Below are 14,403 nucleotides of genomic sequence, written 5' to 3' on the forward strand. Positions count from 1 at the left end.
GCTCCGTCCCGTCAGGCCCACAGGGAGTAGGTCACGACGCGGGGGGCTCCGTCCGGCCTGCCGTCGGTGTAGGTCAGCGTCATCCGCGTGTAGTGCCGCTCGCCCGGGTCCTTCTCCCAGGCCCGCGGCTGGTCGAGCCGGACGGTCACGGGATACGAGTGGAACGTGCCCGCGGCGCAGTACGGGTCGCAGTCGTTGATGGCGTTGCTGCCCCGGCCGACCGCGGCGTTCGCGTCCCACCGGGACCAGTGCAGCGACACCAGGCGGCTGTTGCCGTCACCGCAGGCCAGCAGGAACGCCTCGGGCCGTACCTCCGGTTGCCGTGAGCAGTCGACGAGCACGGGGTCCCGCGTCGGCTGTGTCGATGTCGCCCGCTCCGCCGTCGGTGCGGCGGAGGCCGTGCCCAGGGGTGCTGCGAGCGCGGCGGCGGCACAGAGCGTGACCGCTGCCCTCATCGGGTTCCTGCCCATGTCTGCTCCCGGCCGTCTCGGGGTCGCTTGTCTCCGCTCTCCGTCTCCCCGTACCGACCGTACGGCCGTGCCCGGAAACCCACCACTCGTACGGAGCAACGCGGGCCGTGCCGTGGGTTACGGGGACGTGGGACGCCTGTCGGCCGGCGCCCGTGCCGGGCCGGTTGGTGCGATAAGGCGCCGACTGCATCCACCGTGTGGTCCTCGGGGCGGTCCGCAACCACCGTCGCCGCCCAGGTGTCTCATGCCGTCAAGAACGGCGACCCGTCAAGTGGAGGACCGCGGTATGCACACGATGACTGCCCCGACTGCCCCGACTGCCCCGACTGCCCCGACCGCCGCCGACCCGGCGCGCTCGCGCTCCCGTGACGCCCAGGGCGACTTCCTGCTCCAGCAGCCCGACCCGGCCGAACGCGTCCCCAGTCGCATCGACCCCGTCGACCTGCGCCGCCTGGACCTGCTCGCCCTGCTGACCGCGGCGGGCATCGCGCCCTCCGTCGGGGACCGTGCCGCCATCGCCCAGCTCAGCGAGCTGCCGGGCAGCGTGCACACGGCACTGCACCGGTGGCTGGAGCAGGCGTACGGGTTCTGCCGGTGAGGGGCGGTGAGGGGCGGTGAGGGGCGGTGAGGGGCGGTGACGGGCGGGGCGTGCCCGCGGGACACGCGCTCAGAAGTCGACGGGGTCCCGTACCAACGGGCACGTCATGCGGTGCCCTCCGCCGCGCCCCCGGCCCAGTTCCGCGCCCACGATGGTGACGACCTCGATGCGGGCCTCGCGCAGCAGGGCGTTGGTGAGGGTGTTGCGGTCATAGGTGAACACCACGCCGGGTTCCACGGCGACGGCGTTGTTGCCGCTGTCCCACTGCTGGCGTTCGGAGGCGTAGGCGTCGCCGCCCGTCTCCACCACCCGCAGCGAGGACAGCCCGAGCGCCTTGGCGACTACGTCCACGAAGGGGGTGGTGCCCTCGTCGACGACGTCGAAGCCGGGCGCGCGGTCTCCGGGACGCAGGGAGAAGGTGTGCACCCCGTCCATGATGCGGGGGTAGAGGGTGACCACGTCCCGGTCGGCGAAGGTGAACACCGTGTCCAGGTGCATGGCGGACCGCAGCTTCGGCATCCCGGCGACCACGACGTGCCGCGCGGCGCCGTTGCGGAACAGCGCGGCGGCCACCTGGGTGATGGCCTGCCGTGAGGTCCGCTCGCTCATGCCCATCAGCACGACGCCGTTGCCCACCGGCATGATGTCGCCACCCTCGAAGGTGGCCTCGCCCCAGTCGAGCTCGGGATCGCCCCACCACACTGCCGAGCCCCTGAAGTCGGGATGGAAGGTGTAGATCGCCTTCATCAGCAGCGTCTCGTCGTGCCGCGCGGGCCAGTACAGCGGGTTGAGGGTGAGCCCGCCGTACAGCCAGCAGGTCGTGTCGCGGGTGTACAGCGTGTTGGGCAGGGGCGGCATCAGGTACTCGCGCGCGCCGGTGGATTCGCGGGCCAGCGTGAGGTGGGAGGAGCGGAAGTCCTCGGGCAGGTCGCCGGTGGCCAGCCCGCCGACGAGGTACTCGGCCAGTTCCCTGGGCGACAGGGTCTCCAGGTAGGCGCGGGTCGCGTCGATGAGGCCGATGCCGACCTGGTTGGCGGTGATCTTCCGGTCCAGGAGCCATGCCTTCGCCGCCGGGATCGCCATGATCTGCGCCAGCAGGTCGTGCAGCTCCACCACCTCCACCCCGCGCCGGCGCAGCTCGCCGACGAACGCGGCATGGTCGCGCTGGGCGTTCTCCACCCACATCACGTCGTCGAAGAGCAGGTCGTCGGAGTTGGCCGGGGTGAGCCGCCGGTGCGCCAGGCCGGGGGAGCACACCAGGACCTTGCGCAGCCTGCCGACCTCGGAGTGGACGCCGAGCGCGGGCGTCGCGGCGCTCTCATTGCTGTTCACACGGCCTCCTTGAAGGATGCGGGACGAGCCGGGGGAGGGGAAGCGACGGGGACGCGGCTCACAGGTTGATCCATCCGGCGGCCAGGGCCACGATGCCGAGCACCGCGCCGACCACGGAGACGGCCAGCACGACGAGTTCCCCGGGCGAGGAGAGCCGTCGGCCCTGTTCGCGGCGGGCCATCACGAACAGGGCGGTCGCCGGGGCGTAGAGGATGAAGGAGGCCAGCAGGAGTTACAGTCCGGCCGCGTACAGCAGGAACGCGGTGTACAGGGTGGCGACGACACCGACGACCGGAGCCGGCCTCGGCGTACGCGTACACACCGGCGTCCAGGCCGGGTCTGCGTACGGCGAGCGACTGGAAGACCAAGGCCGGCATCGGCATGCCCGTGCCGGCGACGGCCCAGGCGATCAGCGCCCCCGCGACGCCGGTCTCCTCGGCGAACCGTCCCGGCGGCGAGAACACCCCGGCGCCCACCATCGAGCCGACGACCATGGCGGTCAGGGTGAACAGCGGCAGCTTGGCGGCCGGCGGGGAATCCCCGTCGGTGTCGGAAGCAGCGGCCTGTGACATGCCGTCCCTCTGGGTCGCCGAGCGATTGCGACCACTGTGCATCACATGGTGGGTGCGGGCATCTCGTTCACTTCCGCCGCCCGGCTCCGCACGGCGCGCTCATTGCCCGGTGCGCAGGTCGATGCCGCGCCGGGCGAGGGTGAGTACACCCATGACGATCAGGGCGACGCCGAGCAACTGCGGCACGATCCACCAGCCGGCGCGCACGTCCTCCTGGTAGAGGACGACACCGAGCAGGAGGCTCACCGCGGCGTCCCCCAGGGTGAGGGCGGGCTGGGAGGCGACGAGGGGGCCGCCCTGCATGGCGTGCTCCAGCAGGAGCACGGCACCCACACCGGCCGCGGCGAAGCCGTAGGTCTGCCACGTGGTCAGGAGGCCGACCAGGCCGTCGGTGTCCAGGACGCGCATGGAGTCCTTCATCAGAGCGGCCGTCAGGGCATAGCACACCGCGGTGGCCGCACCGAGGCAACCGGCGCGGGCCTTGCCGACGGGGCGCTTCAGACCGGCCGCGGTCAGCAGTACGGCCGCCACGGCACAGGCCACCAGCGCGGGCACCCACCGATCCAGGGGCACGTCGGCCTCGCCGCCGCCCGGCGCGGCCGACGCCAGCGCGACACCGAGCCCGACGACGACAGCGCCGACGGCGAGCCACATGACGTGACCCATGTGGCGGCCGGTCATCAGCGAGGCCAGCAGCAGGGCCAGGGGTAGCTCCAGCACGAACAACGGCTGGACGAGTGACAGCGGCCCCGTCGCCAGAGCCACCGCCTGCGCCACACCGGCGACGACGACGGCCAGCATGCCGCCGATCCAGACCGGCCGCCGCAACAGGTCGAGCACCAGCCCCGGGCGGAAGCCCTGGGTCTGCGGCACACTCAGCGCGGCACGCCGCTGGAGCACGGTGGCCAGCGCGTTGCTGAACGCGGCGAGGAGTGCGAAGAGCACCGGCAGTACAACACCCATCCACCGATCCTCACCCCGTATCCCCCCGACCGCGCGCCGCGCTACGGCGGGGGAGGACGGTGCGACCGTGGGCGGTGCCGGGCGCGGGCGCCGTCAGTTGTCGCTCTGCGCGGACGGCTTCTCCGTTCCGGCGTCCTGCTTCTCCTGCTTCTGCTTCGCCTCCGGCGTCTCGGTGGCGGTGTAGTAGACCGAGGTGCCCTGCTTGGAGCGCTGGGCCTGGTTCTTGGCGACGAGCCCCTCGAGGGTGGTACGGACGACCGTGGTCTTGATGGTGCGTCCGGAGTTGGCCTGACCGAGCGCCGTGGTGACCTCGGCGGCGGAGCGCGGCTCACTCTGTTCCACGAGGTGGTTGCGCACCAGCTCGACCAGCGTGGGCCGGTCGGCGACCGGCGCTGACGTCTTCTTCGCCGCCGGCTTCCGGGCGGCCTTGGCGGACGGCTTGGCGGTCGGCTTGGTCGCCGGCTTGGTGGCAGGCGCGGCGTCGGTCTTCGGGGCCGGCTTGGCACCCGGCTTCGGGGCGGCGGCGCGCTTGGGAGTGGCGGCGGCCTTCCCGCTCCGCGTCCGCCTTCCGGCGGCCGACTCCGTGGCGGCACTGCCCCGGGGAGCGGGGACGGCGGCCGTGTCGGTCGCGGCGGCGGACTCCGTGGCGGTCGCGGGCTGGGCCGAAGGGGAGGTGATGCCGAGCGCCTGCTGCATGTTCACCAGCAGGGCGTGGTCGTGCTGCAGTGCGGCCAGCTGCTGCTGCAGAGCGGTGATCTCCGCGCTGATGCGCTCCTGCTCCTTGGTGTTGCGCTCCAGGTCGTCGGTCACCTGGACGCTGTACTGCGACGCCAGTTGGGTGGCGGCCTGCATCGTGCTCTCGGACATGGTGTTGACTCTCCTCGATTCGCGGCCGTGAAGGCTCGTGAGGAACGGCGGGACATCAGGCGCGGGACATGCGGACCATGTCCGAACGGCGCCCGGCAGCGGAGAACTGGAGTCTGCCACCGGCTGTGCTGACACACAGATAGTACGGACGGACGGCGCCTGTCGTTCCCCTGTTTGCTGCCGGGCCGGTATACCACGTATGGCCGCCAACGTGGTATGTGCCGCGGGTTCCTCGCCTACATGTTCGGAGCGTCGGCACCGGCACTCACTCGCCGTCGGGCACCTCGACGATGTTTCCGTCCTTGTCGACGGTGCGAGTCTGCCAGTAGGTGTCCCACTCGTCGCCGACGTGCTCGGGGACCTTGCCCTCGGGGTAACGGGTGTAACCTGCGGGCGGCTCCTCGTCGTCGGGAACGCAGGCACTGCCGGTGCCGCCGATGGTCATGACCGGGTACTCGCCGCCGCCACAGGTCGCCTCCCGCATCGAGCAGCCGGTCAGGATCGCGGCGACGGTCACGCAGACCAGGGCGAACCCCGGGGCGGACCGCGTCGCGCGGTCGACGCGGGAGAGCGACGGGCGGTGAACTCGGCCGGTGGTACGCACGGTTGGCTCCCCCTGGGTGGCTGGTACGGTCAGCCTCCCCCGGCGGGGGGAGACACCTCATGAGTACGAGTACTCAACCGGGAGGGCCGTACTACCTGACACGGCCGGCCAAACGGTCAACCTCGCGCGCGGCCTCATGTGCCTCCCGCTCGGCCCGGGACAGCGCGTCGGCGGCCGTACGCCTCCGCTCCGCGGCATCGCGCCGCTCCCGCTCGGCCCGGTCGAGCTCCTCGTGCGCCTGCCTCAGTCGTTGCTCCGCGGCGGACACCTCCTCGCACGCCCGCTCGTGTTCCTCGTCGGTCCGCCGCAGGGACGCCTCGGCGCCGGCCTTTTCCTCGCGTCTGCCACTCAGCTGCCGCGCGGCGTCCTCCGCGGCCTGTTCGGCCCGGGCGAGTTCCTCCTGCCGTTCGTGGCGCCGCTCGGCGAGTTCGTCCCGCGCCAGGCCCGCGGGCGCGCGCCGACGGGTGTCCGGCCGGGGCCGCTCGCGCGGTGCGGGTTCGGCCGGCGCGGTGTCCGAGGGGAACTCCGACGGCGGGGTGAGGGAGACCTCCAGGCGTCCGCCTGCCCACTCGTCGGCCGCGTCCGGGTCCGCGAGGACCGCGCGCAGGGTCGACTCGACCTCGCGCTGCGCCGCTTGAGACAGTTGGTGCCCGGCCTCGCGGGAGAGCTGGGCGGCCTGCCGGGACAGGGCGGAGACGATGTGCCGACGCTGCGCGGAGAGCTCCTTGAGGCCGGTCGCGTCCAGGGTGCGATGTGCCTCGCGCAGCGCCTGCCCCAGCTCCATGAACCGCCGGCTCTCCTCCGGTCGGGAGCGCCTCAGCAGGTTCGCCGCCCAGGCCGCGAGCGTGGGCCGACGGGCTGCGTGGATGCGGCGGGCGTCCTCCTTGCGGCCGGCCGTTCTGGCGGCCGCGGCGTGTTCCTCACGACGGGCGACGAATTCGGACGGCGGCGTCGCGTAGAGCTCGTCGAGGACCGCATCGACCGGCTCGACGTCGTGATCGCCGCTCTCGCGCCGACGCCCGCCCTTGCGCTGCATGTCCGCTGCCTCCGCCTCGCCGCTACGACCGTCCTGACCTCGACGCGGCCGACTTCGCCGCCTCCTCCTCGTCGTCGTAGACGAGGAGGCCGTCCGTCCGCAGTCGAGCACCAGGGGTGGGGGAGTGGGCCGTCAGGCGGCCGTCGTGCATGAGGTGGTCCACGGGCGTGCCGCGGGCCAGGACGGCGAAGTCGGCGATGATGCGACGGTGGCACCGCCACCACACCGCTTCGCCGCACATGACCGCGGTGCGTTCCCGCGCCGCCTGCTCCAGTAGCTCGTCCATGGCGGTGACGAACTCCGGCGTGCGGGTGTGGCCGGCGTACCCGCGGAACGAGGTGTTGCGCCAGATGACGTCGGGCGAGTCCGGCACCGGCTTGCGGAAGCCGCCCAGGCGCTGCTCCCACCGGTAGGCGAGGCCCTCCTCGGGCATCCACCCGGCGAGCCGGTCCCGCAGCAGGTCGGGGTCCCGGCGGCTGCCGGGCGCCGTCCTGACGTCGACCACGGCGGCGATGTCCGCACCACGCAGCAGTTCGGCCAGCGCGGCGCGGCCCGCGGTGCCGTGCCCGAACGTGACCAGGTGAGGCTGGGACATGTCGTCGGGGGTCCCCTCGCTGCCTGCGGTCATGCCTCCTGTGTACGGTCACGCGGACCGCCCCGCGACCCGGGGAGGGGCTTCATGCGGGCGACCGGTCGATTCGGCGGTCACCGAATTCGGACGGCCCCAGCTTCGGCCGTGCTCCCTGCGCCGATGTAACCCGGTCGTCACCGATCCCCGGCCCGCGACCACTCCTCGCGCAAAATGCCGAACAGCACCCGGTCGTAGCGCCGCCGGTCCATCAGCACGGCGGAGCGCAGCCGGCCCTCCTCCTGGAAGCCCAGCTTCGTGAAGGAACGCACGGCACGCTCGTTGCCGCTCCAGGTGTCCAGCTCCAGCCGGTTGAGACCGTACGCGCCGAACAGGTGGTCCACGAGCAGCCGCAGCGCCTCCGACCCGTGGCCGCGCCCCCAGACTCCTTCTCGCCGATGGTGACGCCCAGGGTGGCCACGCCGGTGTACGGGTCCAGGCCGCGGTAGTCGGCCATCCCTTTCACCCCGCCGCCGGCCGTGTCCTCGACCGTGAACACGGCCGACTCCCTCGGGCTGAGCCGCAGCATGGTGTCGAAGGCGAGCGTGATCGCCTCCGCCGTCACGGGACCGAAACACGGGTCACCGGCAGCCGCCCAGCGCACCACCTGGGGATCGTTGCGCCACCGGAGATGATGCGCCGCGTCCTCTGCACGCAGCGCGCGCAACCTCGTCGACCTGCCTTTGATCATCGCCGGATCACAGGGGGCGTCGCGGAACGCCCGTCATGCGATCACCTTGTCGACGAATGCCGCGAGGTTCGCGACGGTCCGCCGGATCTTCTCCTCCTGCGTGATCGTTTCGTGCAGTCGCGCGCCGGCACCCGCCTCCCGCTTGCCCCGCACATACAGCGAACAGGCCAGGTCGCTGCATATGTAGGCGCCCACCGAGTTGCCCTGTTGCCCGGCCTTGCCCGCCTTCGGCGCGACCATCAGGGAGACGCCGCCGGAGTGTGTGGTCAGGCACATCGAGCACATGCTGCGGCGAGCCTGCCCGGAGGCGGCGCCGGAGGAGCGCAGCACGAGTGCCGTCGGACGGCCGCCCAGTTCGGTCACCAGGTAGGCGCGGTCCGGCGCCTGGGGATCCCGCCAGCCGAAGTAGTCCAGGTCGGCCCACGGGCGGTCGGCCAGGTCGTGGGGTATGGACAGGCGCTTGGCCGCGCCCTTGGTGCAGTTCACGAAGGCGGCACGGATCTCTTTGTCGGTCAACGGTTTCATACACGTGAGGCTAAGTTGCCTAAAAACTTTAGGCAACTGCATAATGTGTTCAGGGCAACGGAAGGACGACTATGGTGCGGGTGGGGCTGACCACCGAACGCCTGGTCCGGGCGGGCGCGGAACTGGCCGACGAGGTCGGCTTCGACCAGGTGACGGTCTCCGCGCTGGCCAGACACTTCGACGTCAAGGTCGCGAGTCTGTACTCGCACGTGAGGAACTCCCAGGACCTCAGGACCCGGATCGCCCTGCTGGCCCTCGCCGAACTCGCCGACCGGGGCGCCACGGCGCTGGCCGGGCGGGCCGGCAAGGACGCCCTCGCCGCCTTCGCGAACGTCTACCGCGACTACGCCCGGGAACACCCCGGCCGGTACACCGCGGCCCAGCTGCGGCTCGATCCGGAGACGGCGGCGGCCGGCGCGGGCGTCCGGCACGCCCAGATGACCCGGGCCATCCTGCGCGGCTACGACCTGGCGGAACCCGACCAGACCCACGCCGTCCGCCTCCTGGGCAGCGTCTTCCACGGCTACGTCAGTCTGGAGATGGGCGGCGGCTTCAGCCACAGCGCCCCCGACACCCAGGAGACGTGGACGCGGGTCGTGGACGCCCTCGACGCCCTGCTGCGCAACTGGCCCGCGGCGTGAACCACCCCGCCCCCGAGGCCGGCCACACCCCCACAGCCGGAGACGACATGCACACCACGGACGACTGGATCACCACGCCGATCACCATGGACCTCCTGCGCGGTGCCCTCGACCTCGAGCGCACCGAGCAGGGCCTGCTGCCGCACCGGCTGCCCGCCCGGGCCCGGGCCCGGAACACCGACGGACAGCTGGCCATGGCCGAGTCCCAGCCCTCCGGCGTACGCCTGGCCCTGCGCACCCGGGCCACCGCCCTCGAACTGGACACCCTGCCCACCAAGCGGGTCTACGCCGGCGTCCCACCGCGCCCGGACGGCGTGTACGACCTGCTCGTTGACGGCCGTCCGGCGGGCCGGGGCAGTGTCGCGGGCGGCAACACCCTGACCATCGACATGACCACCGGCACGACGGGCGTCGAACCCGGCCCCGTCGGCACCCTCCGCTTCGCGGGCCTGCCCGAAGGCGGCAAGGACATCGAGATCTGGCTGCCGCACAACGAGACCACCGAACTCGTCGCCCTGCGCACGAACGCCCCCGTCGAGCCCGCCCCGGACCCGGGCCGCAGGGTCTGGCTGCACCACGGCAGCTCGATCAGCCACGGCTCCGACGCCGCGAGCCCCACCACCACCTGGCCCGCGCTCGCGGCCTCCCTCGGCGGCGTCGAACTCGTCAACCTGGGCCTGGCAGGCAGCGCCCTGCTCGACCCCTTCACCGCGCAGGCCCTGCGCGACACCCCCGCCGACCTGATCAGCCTCAAGATCGGCATCAACATCGTCAACGCGGACGTCATGCGCCTGCGCGCCTTCGGCCCCGCCGTCCACGGCTTCATCGACACCGTCCGCGACGGTCACCCCACCACCCCGCTGCTGATCGTCTCGCCCATCCTCTGCCCCATCCACGAGGACACCCCAGGCCCCAGCGCGCCCGACTTCTCCCATCTCCCCGAGGGGCGACTGCGCTTCACGGCCATGGGCGACCCCGCGGAACGCGCGAGCGGCAAACTGACCCTGAACACCGTCCGGGAGGAGCTGGCCCGGATCGTCGGGCAGCGGGCGGCCGACGACCCGAACCTGTACTACCTCGACGGCCGCGACCTCTACGGCGAGGCCGACTCCGCCGAACTGCCCCTGCCCGACGACCTCCACCCGGACGCGGCCACCCACCGCCGCATCGGCGAACGCTTCGCCGAGCTGGTCTTCACCGGCCACGGCGCCTTCACGGGCTGACGCACAACCCTGCTGTGCCTCCCGGCCCTCCGACGCTCCCGACCGCTCATGTCCCGACGACCGCGGCGAAGCGCCGGGCGACCTCGCGCCAGACCACTTCGGCCGCGGTCTCGTCGCGTTCCGCCCGGCGGGAGAGCTCCACCGGGTCCAGGCCCTTGGCCCGCATCCGTTCCGGGGCCCACGACCGGACCCGGTCCGCGCCGGCCTCGGGGTGGAACTGCACCCCCCACGCCCGGTCGCCGACCCGGAACGCCTGGTACGGGCACCGTTCGCTCTCCATCAGCCAGGCGGCACCGGGCGGCAGGGCGGTGACGGCGTCCACATGGTGCTCGACCGCCGTCACCCGCTCCGGCAGACCCCGGAAGAGCGGATCACTGCCGGTCTCCGCCCGCAGGGTGAGCGGCGTGCTGCCGAACTCCGGTTCGCCGTGGCCGGCCCGGACCGTTCCGCCCGCGACATGGGCGAGGAGCTGCCCGCCGAGGCAGATCCCGAACACGGGGGCGCCTCGCTCCACCGCCTCGGCGACCAGTGCCCGGGTGGGCGCGAGCCAGGGCGCGCGGCCGTCGTCGTCGGGCAGATAGCCGCCGCCGAGCACCATGACGCCCTCGTGCGCCAGGCGCCGGGGGAGCGGCGCACCGGCGTACGCGTGGACCACGTCCAGTGCCGGCCCGTCCGAGGCCAGCCAGTCACCGAACCGGCCCGGCCCGCCGTCCGGACCGTTCTGCACCACCAGCAGCCGCGACATCGCCCACTCCTCGCTTCACACCCCTCGGACACCGTCCCACTGCCCAGGACGGGGAGGGCCGCAACCCTCCGGCCGGATCCCGGACTCGCGGCGCGGTGCGCCGGGTCGCCGTCGAGGACGGTCAACAGCACCGGCGGCCCGCGCGGCGGGCGGGGAGGGCGAGGCCGGCCCGGGCCTCGCCCGGCCGGCGGGCATCGTCGTCGCCTCGCTGCTGTACGCGGTCCCGGCGCGCGGCGGAAAATCACGGGCGCCGGCGGCCTGACGAGCGGTACGGTCCCTCGCATGTCTGATGAGGACGGCTACTTCGGGGAAAGCGTCGCCGCGCACTACGACGAGTCGGCGGCGGACCGGTTCGCACCCGAGGCGGTGGATCCCGCCGTCGGCCTGCTGACCGAACTGGCGGGCACCGGCCGGGCGCTCGAGTTCGGCGTCGGCACCGGCCGGATCGCACTGCCCCTGGCGGGGCGCGGGGTCCCGGTCCACGGCATCGACATGTCCCGGGCCATGACCTCCCGGCTGCGAGCCAAGCCGGGCGGCGATGCCGTAGGGGTGACCATCGGCGACTTCGCGACGACCCGGGTACCGGGCACCTTCACGGTCGCCTACCTCGTCTTCAACACCATCAACAACCTGACCACGCAGGACGCCCAGGTCGACTGCTTCCGCAACGCCGCCGACCATCTGGAGCCCGGCGGCTGCTTCGTCATCGAGGTGGGCGTGCCGGAGCTGCGCCGGCTGCCCCCGGGACAGACCGCCGTGCCGTTCCGTATCGGCCCGAGCGGGTGGGCGTTCGACACCTACGACACCGCCACCCAGGCGATGAGTTCGAACTACGTCACCCTCGTGGACGGGCGCCCCGAGTACGAGTACTACCCCTTCCGGTACGTGTGGCCCTGCGAACTCGACCTGATGGCCCGGCTCGCCGGACTGCGGCTGCGCGACCGGTGGGAGGGGTGGACCCAAAAGCCGTTCACCCACGAGAGCGGCGGCCACGTGTCGGTCTGGGAGAAGCCCGCCGACTGACCGGCCGGGGGTCGGACCGGTCTCGTCCCGGCCGGTCCGGGACGGCTCAGCGCCGCGCCAGGTACACGCCCAGGGCCTTGTGCAGCAGCTTGTTGAGCGGGTAGTCCCACTCGCCGAGGTACTCCACGGCCTCACCGCCCGCCCCGACCTTGAACCGCAGCAGTCCCAGCAGGTGGTCGTCCTCGTCCAGGGTGTCGGTGATGCCGCGGAAGTCGTAGACGGCCGCGCCGAGTTCATGGGCGTCGCACATCATCCGCCACTGGAGCGCGTTGCTGGGCTGCACCTCGCGCCGACGGCTCGTGGAAGCGCCGTAGGAGTACCAGACGTGCTCGCCGACGGTCAGCATCGTGGCACCGGCGAGCACTTCCCCGTCGTGATGGGCGAGGTAGAGGCGCATGCGGTCCGGGTCCTCGGCCGTCAGCGCGGTCCACATCCGCTGGAAGTAGGCGAGGGGGCGCGGGACGAACCGGTCCCGTTCGGCGGTCTCGACGTAGAGCTCGTAGAAGGCGGGGAGGTCCTCCTGGCCGCCCCGGACGACCTTGACGCCGGCTTTCTCGGACTTCTTGATGTTGCGGCGCCACTGCTGGTTGAAGCCGCTCTGGATCTGCTCCAGTGACCGCCCGGCGAGCGGTACCTGGCACACGTAGCGCGGCTGGCCGGCGGCGAAGCCGTCCTCGCCGCCCGGCGCGGTCTGTCGCCAGCCCGTCCGGCGCAGCCGCTCGGCGACATCCTCGGCCCCGGGCTCGCGCACGGTGGCCTCCACGTCGCCCAGCCGCCGGGCCCCCGGGTCGGCGATCGCGGCCTTGACCGCCTCGGCACTCCAGCGCCGGGCCACCACGGGCGGGCCCATCCGCACCGAGAAGACGCCCCGCTTCTTCAGGTACGCGAGCATCGGCTCCAGCCACCGCTCCAGACCCGCCGCGCCCCAGTCGATGACCGGGCCCTCGGGCAGATAGGCCAGATACCGCTTCAGCCTCGGCAACGGCCGCAGCAGCACCAGCCCCGCGCCCACGAGGTCGCCGCCCTCGTCGAACCAGCCCAGGCTCTCCGCCCGCCAGTCCGGCTTCACGTCGCCCCACGAGGGCGTCTGCAGATGACTCACGGAAGACCGGGACGTGACGAAGCGCAGATGCTCCGCGCGGGTGATCGCCTTCAGGTGACAGCTCATGGGTCGGGGTCCCTTTGCTCGACGTTGTCCGTCCTCGTTCGACGGGGGGAGCGGCGAGGGCGCGGAGTGCGTTCGCCGTCCCGCACCTCACAGGGAATACCGGCTGAGGCCGATGCGCGCGCTGTCGCCCGGCTGTTGACCCGTGTGCGCCGTCCGGCGCGCACGGTCGCGCACATGGTGTGAGCGTGGTGGGGTTGGGCGGTGCGGACAGGACGGACGGGAGCGGACGGCCATGGCGCGGGCGATCTGGACAGGTGTGATCACGTTCGGGCTGGTCTCGGTGCCCGTCGGTCTGTTCACGGCGACCCAGGACCACACGGTCCACTTCCACCAGTTGCAGCGCGGTACCTCGGACCGGATCCGCAACCGCCGGGTCAACGAGCGCACCGGCAAGGAGGTCGACCCCGGTGACATCGTCAAGGGCTACGAGGTCGGCGATGGCGAGTACGTCGTCGTCGAGCCGGAGGAACTGGACGAGATCGCGCCGGGCCGCTCCCAGACCCTGGAGATCACCGACTTCGTCGACCTCGACCGCATCGCACCGGTGTACTTCGGCCGCACCTACTACGTCGCCCCGCGCGGCAAGGAGTACCTCAAGGTGTACGAGCTGCTCCGCACCGCCCTCGCCGAGGCCGGCAAGGTCGGCGTCGCCACCTTCGTGATGCGCAACCGGCAGTACCTGACCGCGCTCCGTGCCGAGGACAAGGTCCTGGTGCTCCAGACGCTGCACTGGGCCGACGAGGTCCGCGACCCGGTCGAGGAGTTGCCCGAGCTGCCGGAGGGCAGGGCGGGCCGGGGCAAGGAACTGGACATGGCGATGCGTCTCGTCGACGCCCTCAGCGGCCCCTGGGACCCGGCCCGCTACCACGACTCCTACCAGGAGAAGGTCCGCGAGCTGGTCCGGGCCAAGGCCGAGGGCCAGGAGGTCGCCGTCGCCGAGGAAGCGCCGCGGGCCACCAACGTCGTCGACCTGATGGAGGTCCTGCAGGGCAGCCTGGAGCAGGCGAAGGCCACCGGAGGCGAACAGGCACCCGCGAAGGCGAAGGGCACCGGAGGCAAGCAGCCCTCGGCACCGCGGAAGAAGGGCACCGAGGGGCGCAAGGGCACCGAGGGGCGGAAGAAGGCCACGGCACCCTCCCGCAAAGCGTCGCCCAAGCGGGGCGAGCTGCGGGAACTGAGCAAGGCGGAGCTCTATCAGCGGGCCACCGGCCAGGACATCGCCGGACGGTCGAAGATGAGCCGCGAACAGCTCGTCGACGCCCTCGTCGGTGCCGGCGGCGGCCGGAAGAAGAAGACGGCCGCCGCCTGAGACGCCAC

17 protein-coding genes and 2 pseudogenes are annotated in these 14,403 nt (G+C 72.3%); 5 read left to right on the forward strand and 14 right to left on the reverse strand.

Features of this window, described 5'->3' with window-relative positions; translation table 11 throughout:
- Positions 1-11: 11 nt before the first annotated feature.
- Positions 12-470, reverse strand: a complete 459-nt coding sequence (locus ACIQ1J_RS09315) for a hypothetical protein (RefSeq protein WP_403555516.1) — start codon at positions 468-470, stop codon at positions 12-14.
- A 286-nt stretch (positions 471-756) separates the two neighbouring features.
- Here ACIQ1J_RS09315 and ACIQ1J_RS09320 point away from each other — a divergent pair, with 286 nt between their 5' ends.
- Positions 757-1,068, forward strand: a complete 312-nt coding sequence (locus ACIQ1J_RS09320) for a hypothetical protein (protein WP_403555518.1) — start codon at positions 757-759, stop codon at positions 1,066-1,068.
- Between the two features lie 69 nt (positions 1,069-1,137).
- On the opposite strand, the gene ACIQ1J_RS09325 is transcribed toward ACIQ1J_RS09320, so the two are convergent.
- From ACIQ1J_RS09325 to ACIQ1J_RS09375, 11 genes and pseudogenes are all read right to left on the reverse strand, one after another.
- Positions 1,138-2,400, reverse strand: coding sequence for an arginine deiminase (locus ACIQ1J_RS09325; RefSeq protein ID WP_403555520.1), 1,263 nt, complete (start codon positions 2,398-2,400; stop codon positions 1,138-1,140).
- A gap of 58 nt (positions 2,401-2,458) precedes the next feature.
- A complete protein-coding gene (locus tag ACIQ1J_RS09330) occupies positions 2,459-2,581 on the reverse strand; it encodes a hypothetical protein (protein WP_403555829.1) in 123 nt (40 codons plus the stop codon).
- Between the two features lie 109 nt (positions 2,582-2,690).
- Positions 2,691-2,972: pseudogene (locus ACIQ1J_RS09335) on the reverse strand (arginine-ornithine antiporter); the annotation flags it as partial.
- Positions 2,973-3,071: 99 nt separating this feature from the next.
- Positions 3,072-3,935, reverse strand: coding sequence for a DMT family transporter (locus ACIQ1J_RS09340; protein WP_403555522.1), 864 nt, complete (start codon positions 3,933-3,935; stop codon positions 3,072-3,074).
- Positions 3,936-4,028: 93 nt separating this feature from the next.
- A complete protein-coding gene (locus tag ACIQ1J_RS09345; RefSeq protein WP_403555524.1) occupies positions 4,029-4,802 on the reverse strand; it encodes a hypothetical protein in 774 nt (257 codons plus the stop codon).
- A gap of 265 nt (positions 4,803-5,067) precedes the next feature.
- Positions 5,068-5,406 (reverse strand): SCO0607 family lipoprotein, encoded by a 339-nt coding sequence (locus tag ACIQ1J_RS09350; protein ID WP_403555526.1) that lies wholly within the window; start codon positions 5,404-5,406, stop codon positions 5,068-5,070.
- 91 nt (positions 5,407-5,497) lie between these two features.
- Complete coding sequence (locus tag ACIQ1J_RS09355) at positions 5,498-6,442, reverse strand: hypothetical protein (RefSeq protein ID WP_403555528.1); 945 nt, start codon at positions 6,440-6,442, stop codon at positions 5,498-5,500.
- Between the two features lie 22 nt (positions 6,443-6,464).
- A complete protein-coding gene (locus ACIQ1J_RS09360; protein WP_403555530.1) occupies positions 6,465-7,070 on the reverse strand; it encodes a DUF488 family protein in 606 nt (201 codons plus the stop codon).
- Between the two features lie 137 nt (positions 7,071-7,207).
- Positions 7,208-7,414, reverse strand: coding sequence for a GNAT family N-acetyltransferase (locus ACIQ1J_RS09365; protein ID WP_403555532.1), 207 nt, complete (start codon positions 7,412-7,414; stop codon positions 7,208-7,210).
- An 89-nt stretch (positions 7,415-7,503) separates the two neighbouring features.
- Positions 7,504-7,761, reverse strand: a pseudogene (locus ACIQ1J_RS09370) (GNAT family N-acetyltransferase); the annotation flags it as partial.
- Positions 7,762-7,794: 33 nt separating this feature from the next.
- On the reverse strand, positions 7,795-8,286 hold the full coding sequence (locus ACIQ1J_RS09375; RefSeq protein WP_403555533.1) for an FBP domain-containing protein: 492 nt from the start codon (positions 8,284-8,286) through the stop codon (positions 7,795-7,797).
- Positions 8,287-8,357: 71 nt separating this feature from the next.
- Between ACIQ1J_RS09375 and ACIQ1J_RS09380 the strand changes: the two genes are divergently transcribed.
- Positions 8,358-8,927, forward strand: coding sequence for a TetR/AcrR family transcriptional regulator (locus tag ACIQ1J_RS09380; RefSeq protein WP_210958329.1), 570 nt, complete (start codon positions 8,358-8,360; stop codon positions 8,925-8,927).
- Between the two features lie 47 nt (positions 8,928-8,974).
- The gene (locus ACIQ1J_RS09385) at positions 8,975-10,150 is read left to right on the forward strand and encodes a GDSL-type esterase/lipase family protein (protein ID WP_403555536.1); all 1,176 of its coding nucleotides are present in this window, start codon (positions 8,975-8,977) and stop codon (positions 10,148-10,150) included.
- A gap of 46 nt (positions 10,151-10,196) precedes the next feature.
- On the opposite strand, the gene ACIQ1J_RS09390 is transcribed toward ACIQ1J_RS09385, so the two are convergent.
- Entirely contained in the window at positions 10,197-10,895 is a 699-nt protein-coding gene (locus ACIQ1J_RS09390; protein ID WP_403555538.1) for a type 1 glutamine amidotransferase, read from the reverse strand.
- Between the two features lie 282 nt (positions 10,896-11,177).
- Between ACIQ1J_RS09390 and ACIQ1J_RS09395 the strand changes: the two genes are divergently transcribed.
- Positions 11,178-11,918 (forward strand): class I SAM-dependent DNA methyltransferase, encoded by a 741-nt coding sequence (locus ACIQ1J_RS09395; RefSeq protein WP_403555540.1) that lies wholly within the window; start codon positions 11,178-11,180, stop codon positions 11,916-11,918.
- Positions 11,919-11,964: 46 nt separating this feature from the next.
- Here the strand turns inward: ACIQ1J_RS09395 and ACIQ1J_RS09400 are convergent, their stop codons facing one another.
- Entirely contained in the window at positions 11,965-13,086 is a 1,122-nt protein-coding gene (locus ACIQ1J_RS09400; protein WP_403555542.1) for a lipid II:glycine glycyltransferase FemX, read from the reverse strand.
- 232 nt (positions 13,087-13,318) lie between these two features.
- Between ACIQ1J_RS09400 and ACIQ1J_RS09405 the strand changes: the two genes are divergently transcribed.
- Positions 13,319-14,395, forward strand: a complete 1,077-nt coding sequence (locus ACIQ1J_RS09405) for a Ku protein (protein WP_403555544.1) — start codon at positions 13,319-13,321, stop codon at positions 14,393-14,395.
- The last annotated feature ends 8 nt before the right edge of the window (positions 14,396-14,403 follow it).

Source organism: Streptomyces sp. NPDC097107 (assembly GCF_044762405.1).
Classification (GTDB): Bacteria; Actinomycetota; Actinomycetes; order Streptomycetales; family Streptomycetaceae; genus Streptomyces; species Streptomyces thinghirensis.

Excerpts from the sequence above, each read along its gene's own strand:
- ACIQ1J_RS09315 (WP_403555516.1), bottom strand. The coding sequence starts at position 470 with ATGGGCAGGAACCCGATGAGGGCAGCGGTCACGCTCTGTGCCGCCGCC.
- ACIQ1J_RS09320 (WP_403555518.1), top strand. The coding sequence starts at position 757 with ATGCACACGATGACTGCCCCGACTGCCCCGACTGCCCCGACTGCCCCG.
- ACIQ1J_RS09330 (WP_403555829.1), bottom strand. The coding sequence starts at position 2,581 with ATGGCCCGCCGCGAACAGGGCCGACGGCTCTCCTCGCCCGGGGAACTC.
- ACIQ1J_RS09340 (WP_403555522.1), bottom strand. The coding sequence starts at position 3,935 with ATGGGTGTTGTACTGCCGGTGCTCTTCGCACTCCTCGCCGCGTTCAGC.
- ACIQ1J_RS09345 (WP_403555524.1), bottom strand. The coding sequence starts at position 4,802 with ATGTCCGAGAGCACGATGCAGGCCGCCACCCAACTGGCGTCGCAGTAC.
- ACIQ1J_RS09355 (WP_403555528.1), bottom strand. The coding sequence starts at position 6,442 with ATGCAGCGCAAGGGCGGGCGTCGGCGCGAGAGCGGCGATCACGACGTC.
- ACIQ1J_RS09360 (WP_403555530.1), bottom strand. The coding sequence starts at position 7,070 with ATGACCGCAGGCAGCGAGGGGACCCCCGACGACATGTCCCAGCCTCAC.
- ACIQ1J_RS09375 (WP_403555533.1), bottom strand. The coding sequence starts at position 8,286 with ATGAAACCGTTGACCGACAAAGAGATCCGTGCCGCCTTCGTGAACTGC.
- ACIQ1J_RS09380 (WP_210958329.1), top strand. The coding sequence starts at position 8,358 with ATGGTGCGGGTGGGGCTGACCACCGAACGCCTGGTCCGGGCGGGCGCG.
- ACIQ1J_RS09385 (WP_403555536.1), top strand. The coding sequence starts at position 8,975 with ATGCACACCACGGACGACTGGATCACCACGCCGATCACCATGGACCTC.
- ACIQ1J_RS09390 (WP_403555538.1), bottom strand. The coding sequence starts at position 10,895 with ATGTCGCGGCTGCTGGTGGTGCAGAACGGTCCGGACGGCGGGCCGGGC.
- ACIQ1J_RS09395 (WP_403555540.1), top strand. The coding sequence starts at position 11,178 with ATGTCTGATGAGGACGGCTACTTCGGGGAAAGCGTCGCCGCGCACTAC.
- ACIQ1J_RS09400 (WP_403555542.1), bottom strand. The coding sequence starts at position 13,086 with ATGAGCTGTCACCTGAAGGCGATCACCCGCGCGGAGCATCTGCGCTTC.
- ACIQ1J_RS09405 (WP_403555544.1), top strand. The coding sequence starts at position 13,319 with ATGGCGCGGGCGATCTGGACAGGTGTGATCACGTTCGGGCTGGTCTCG.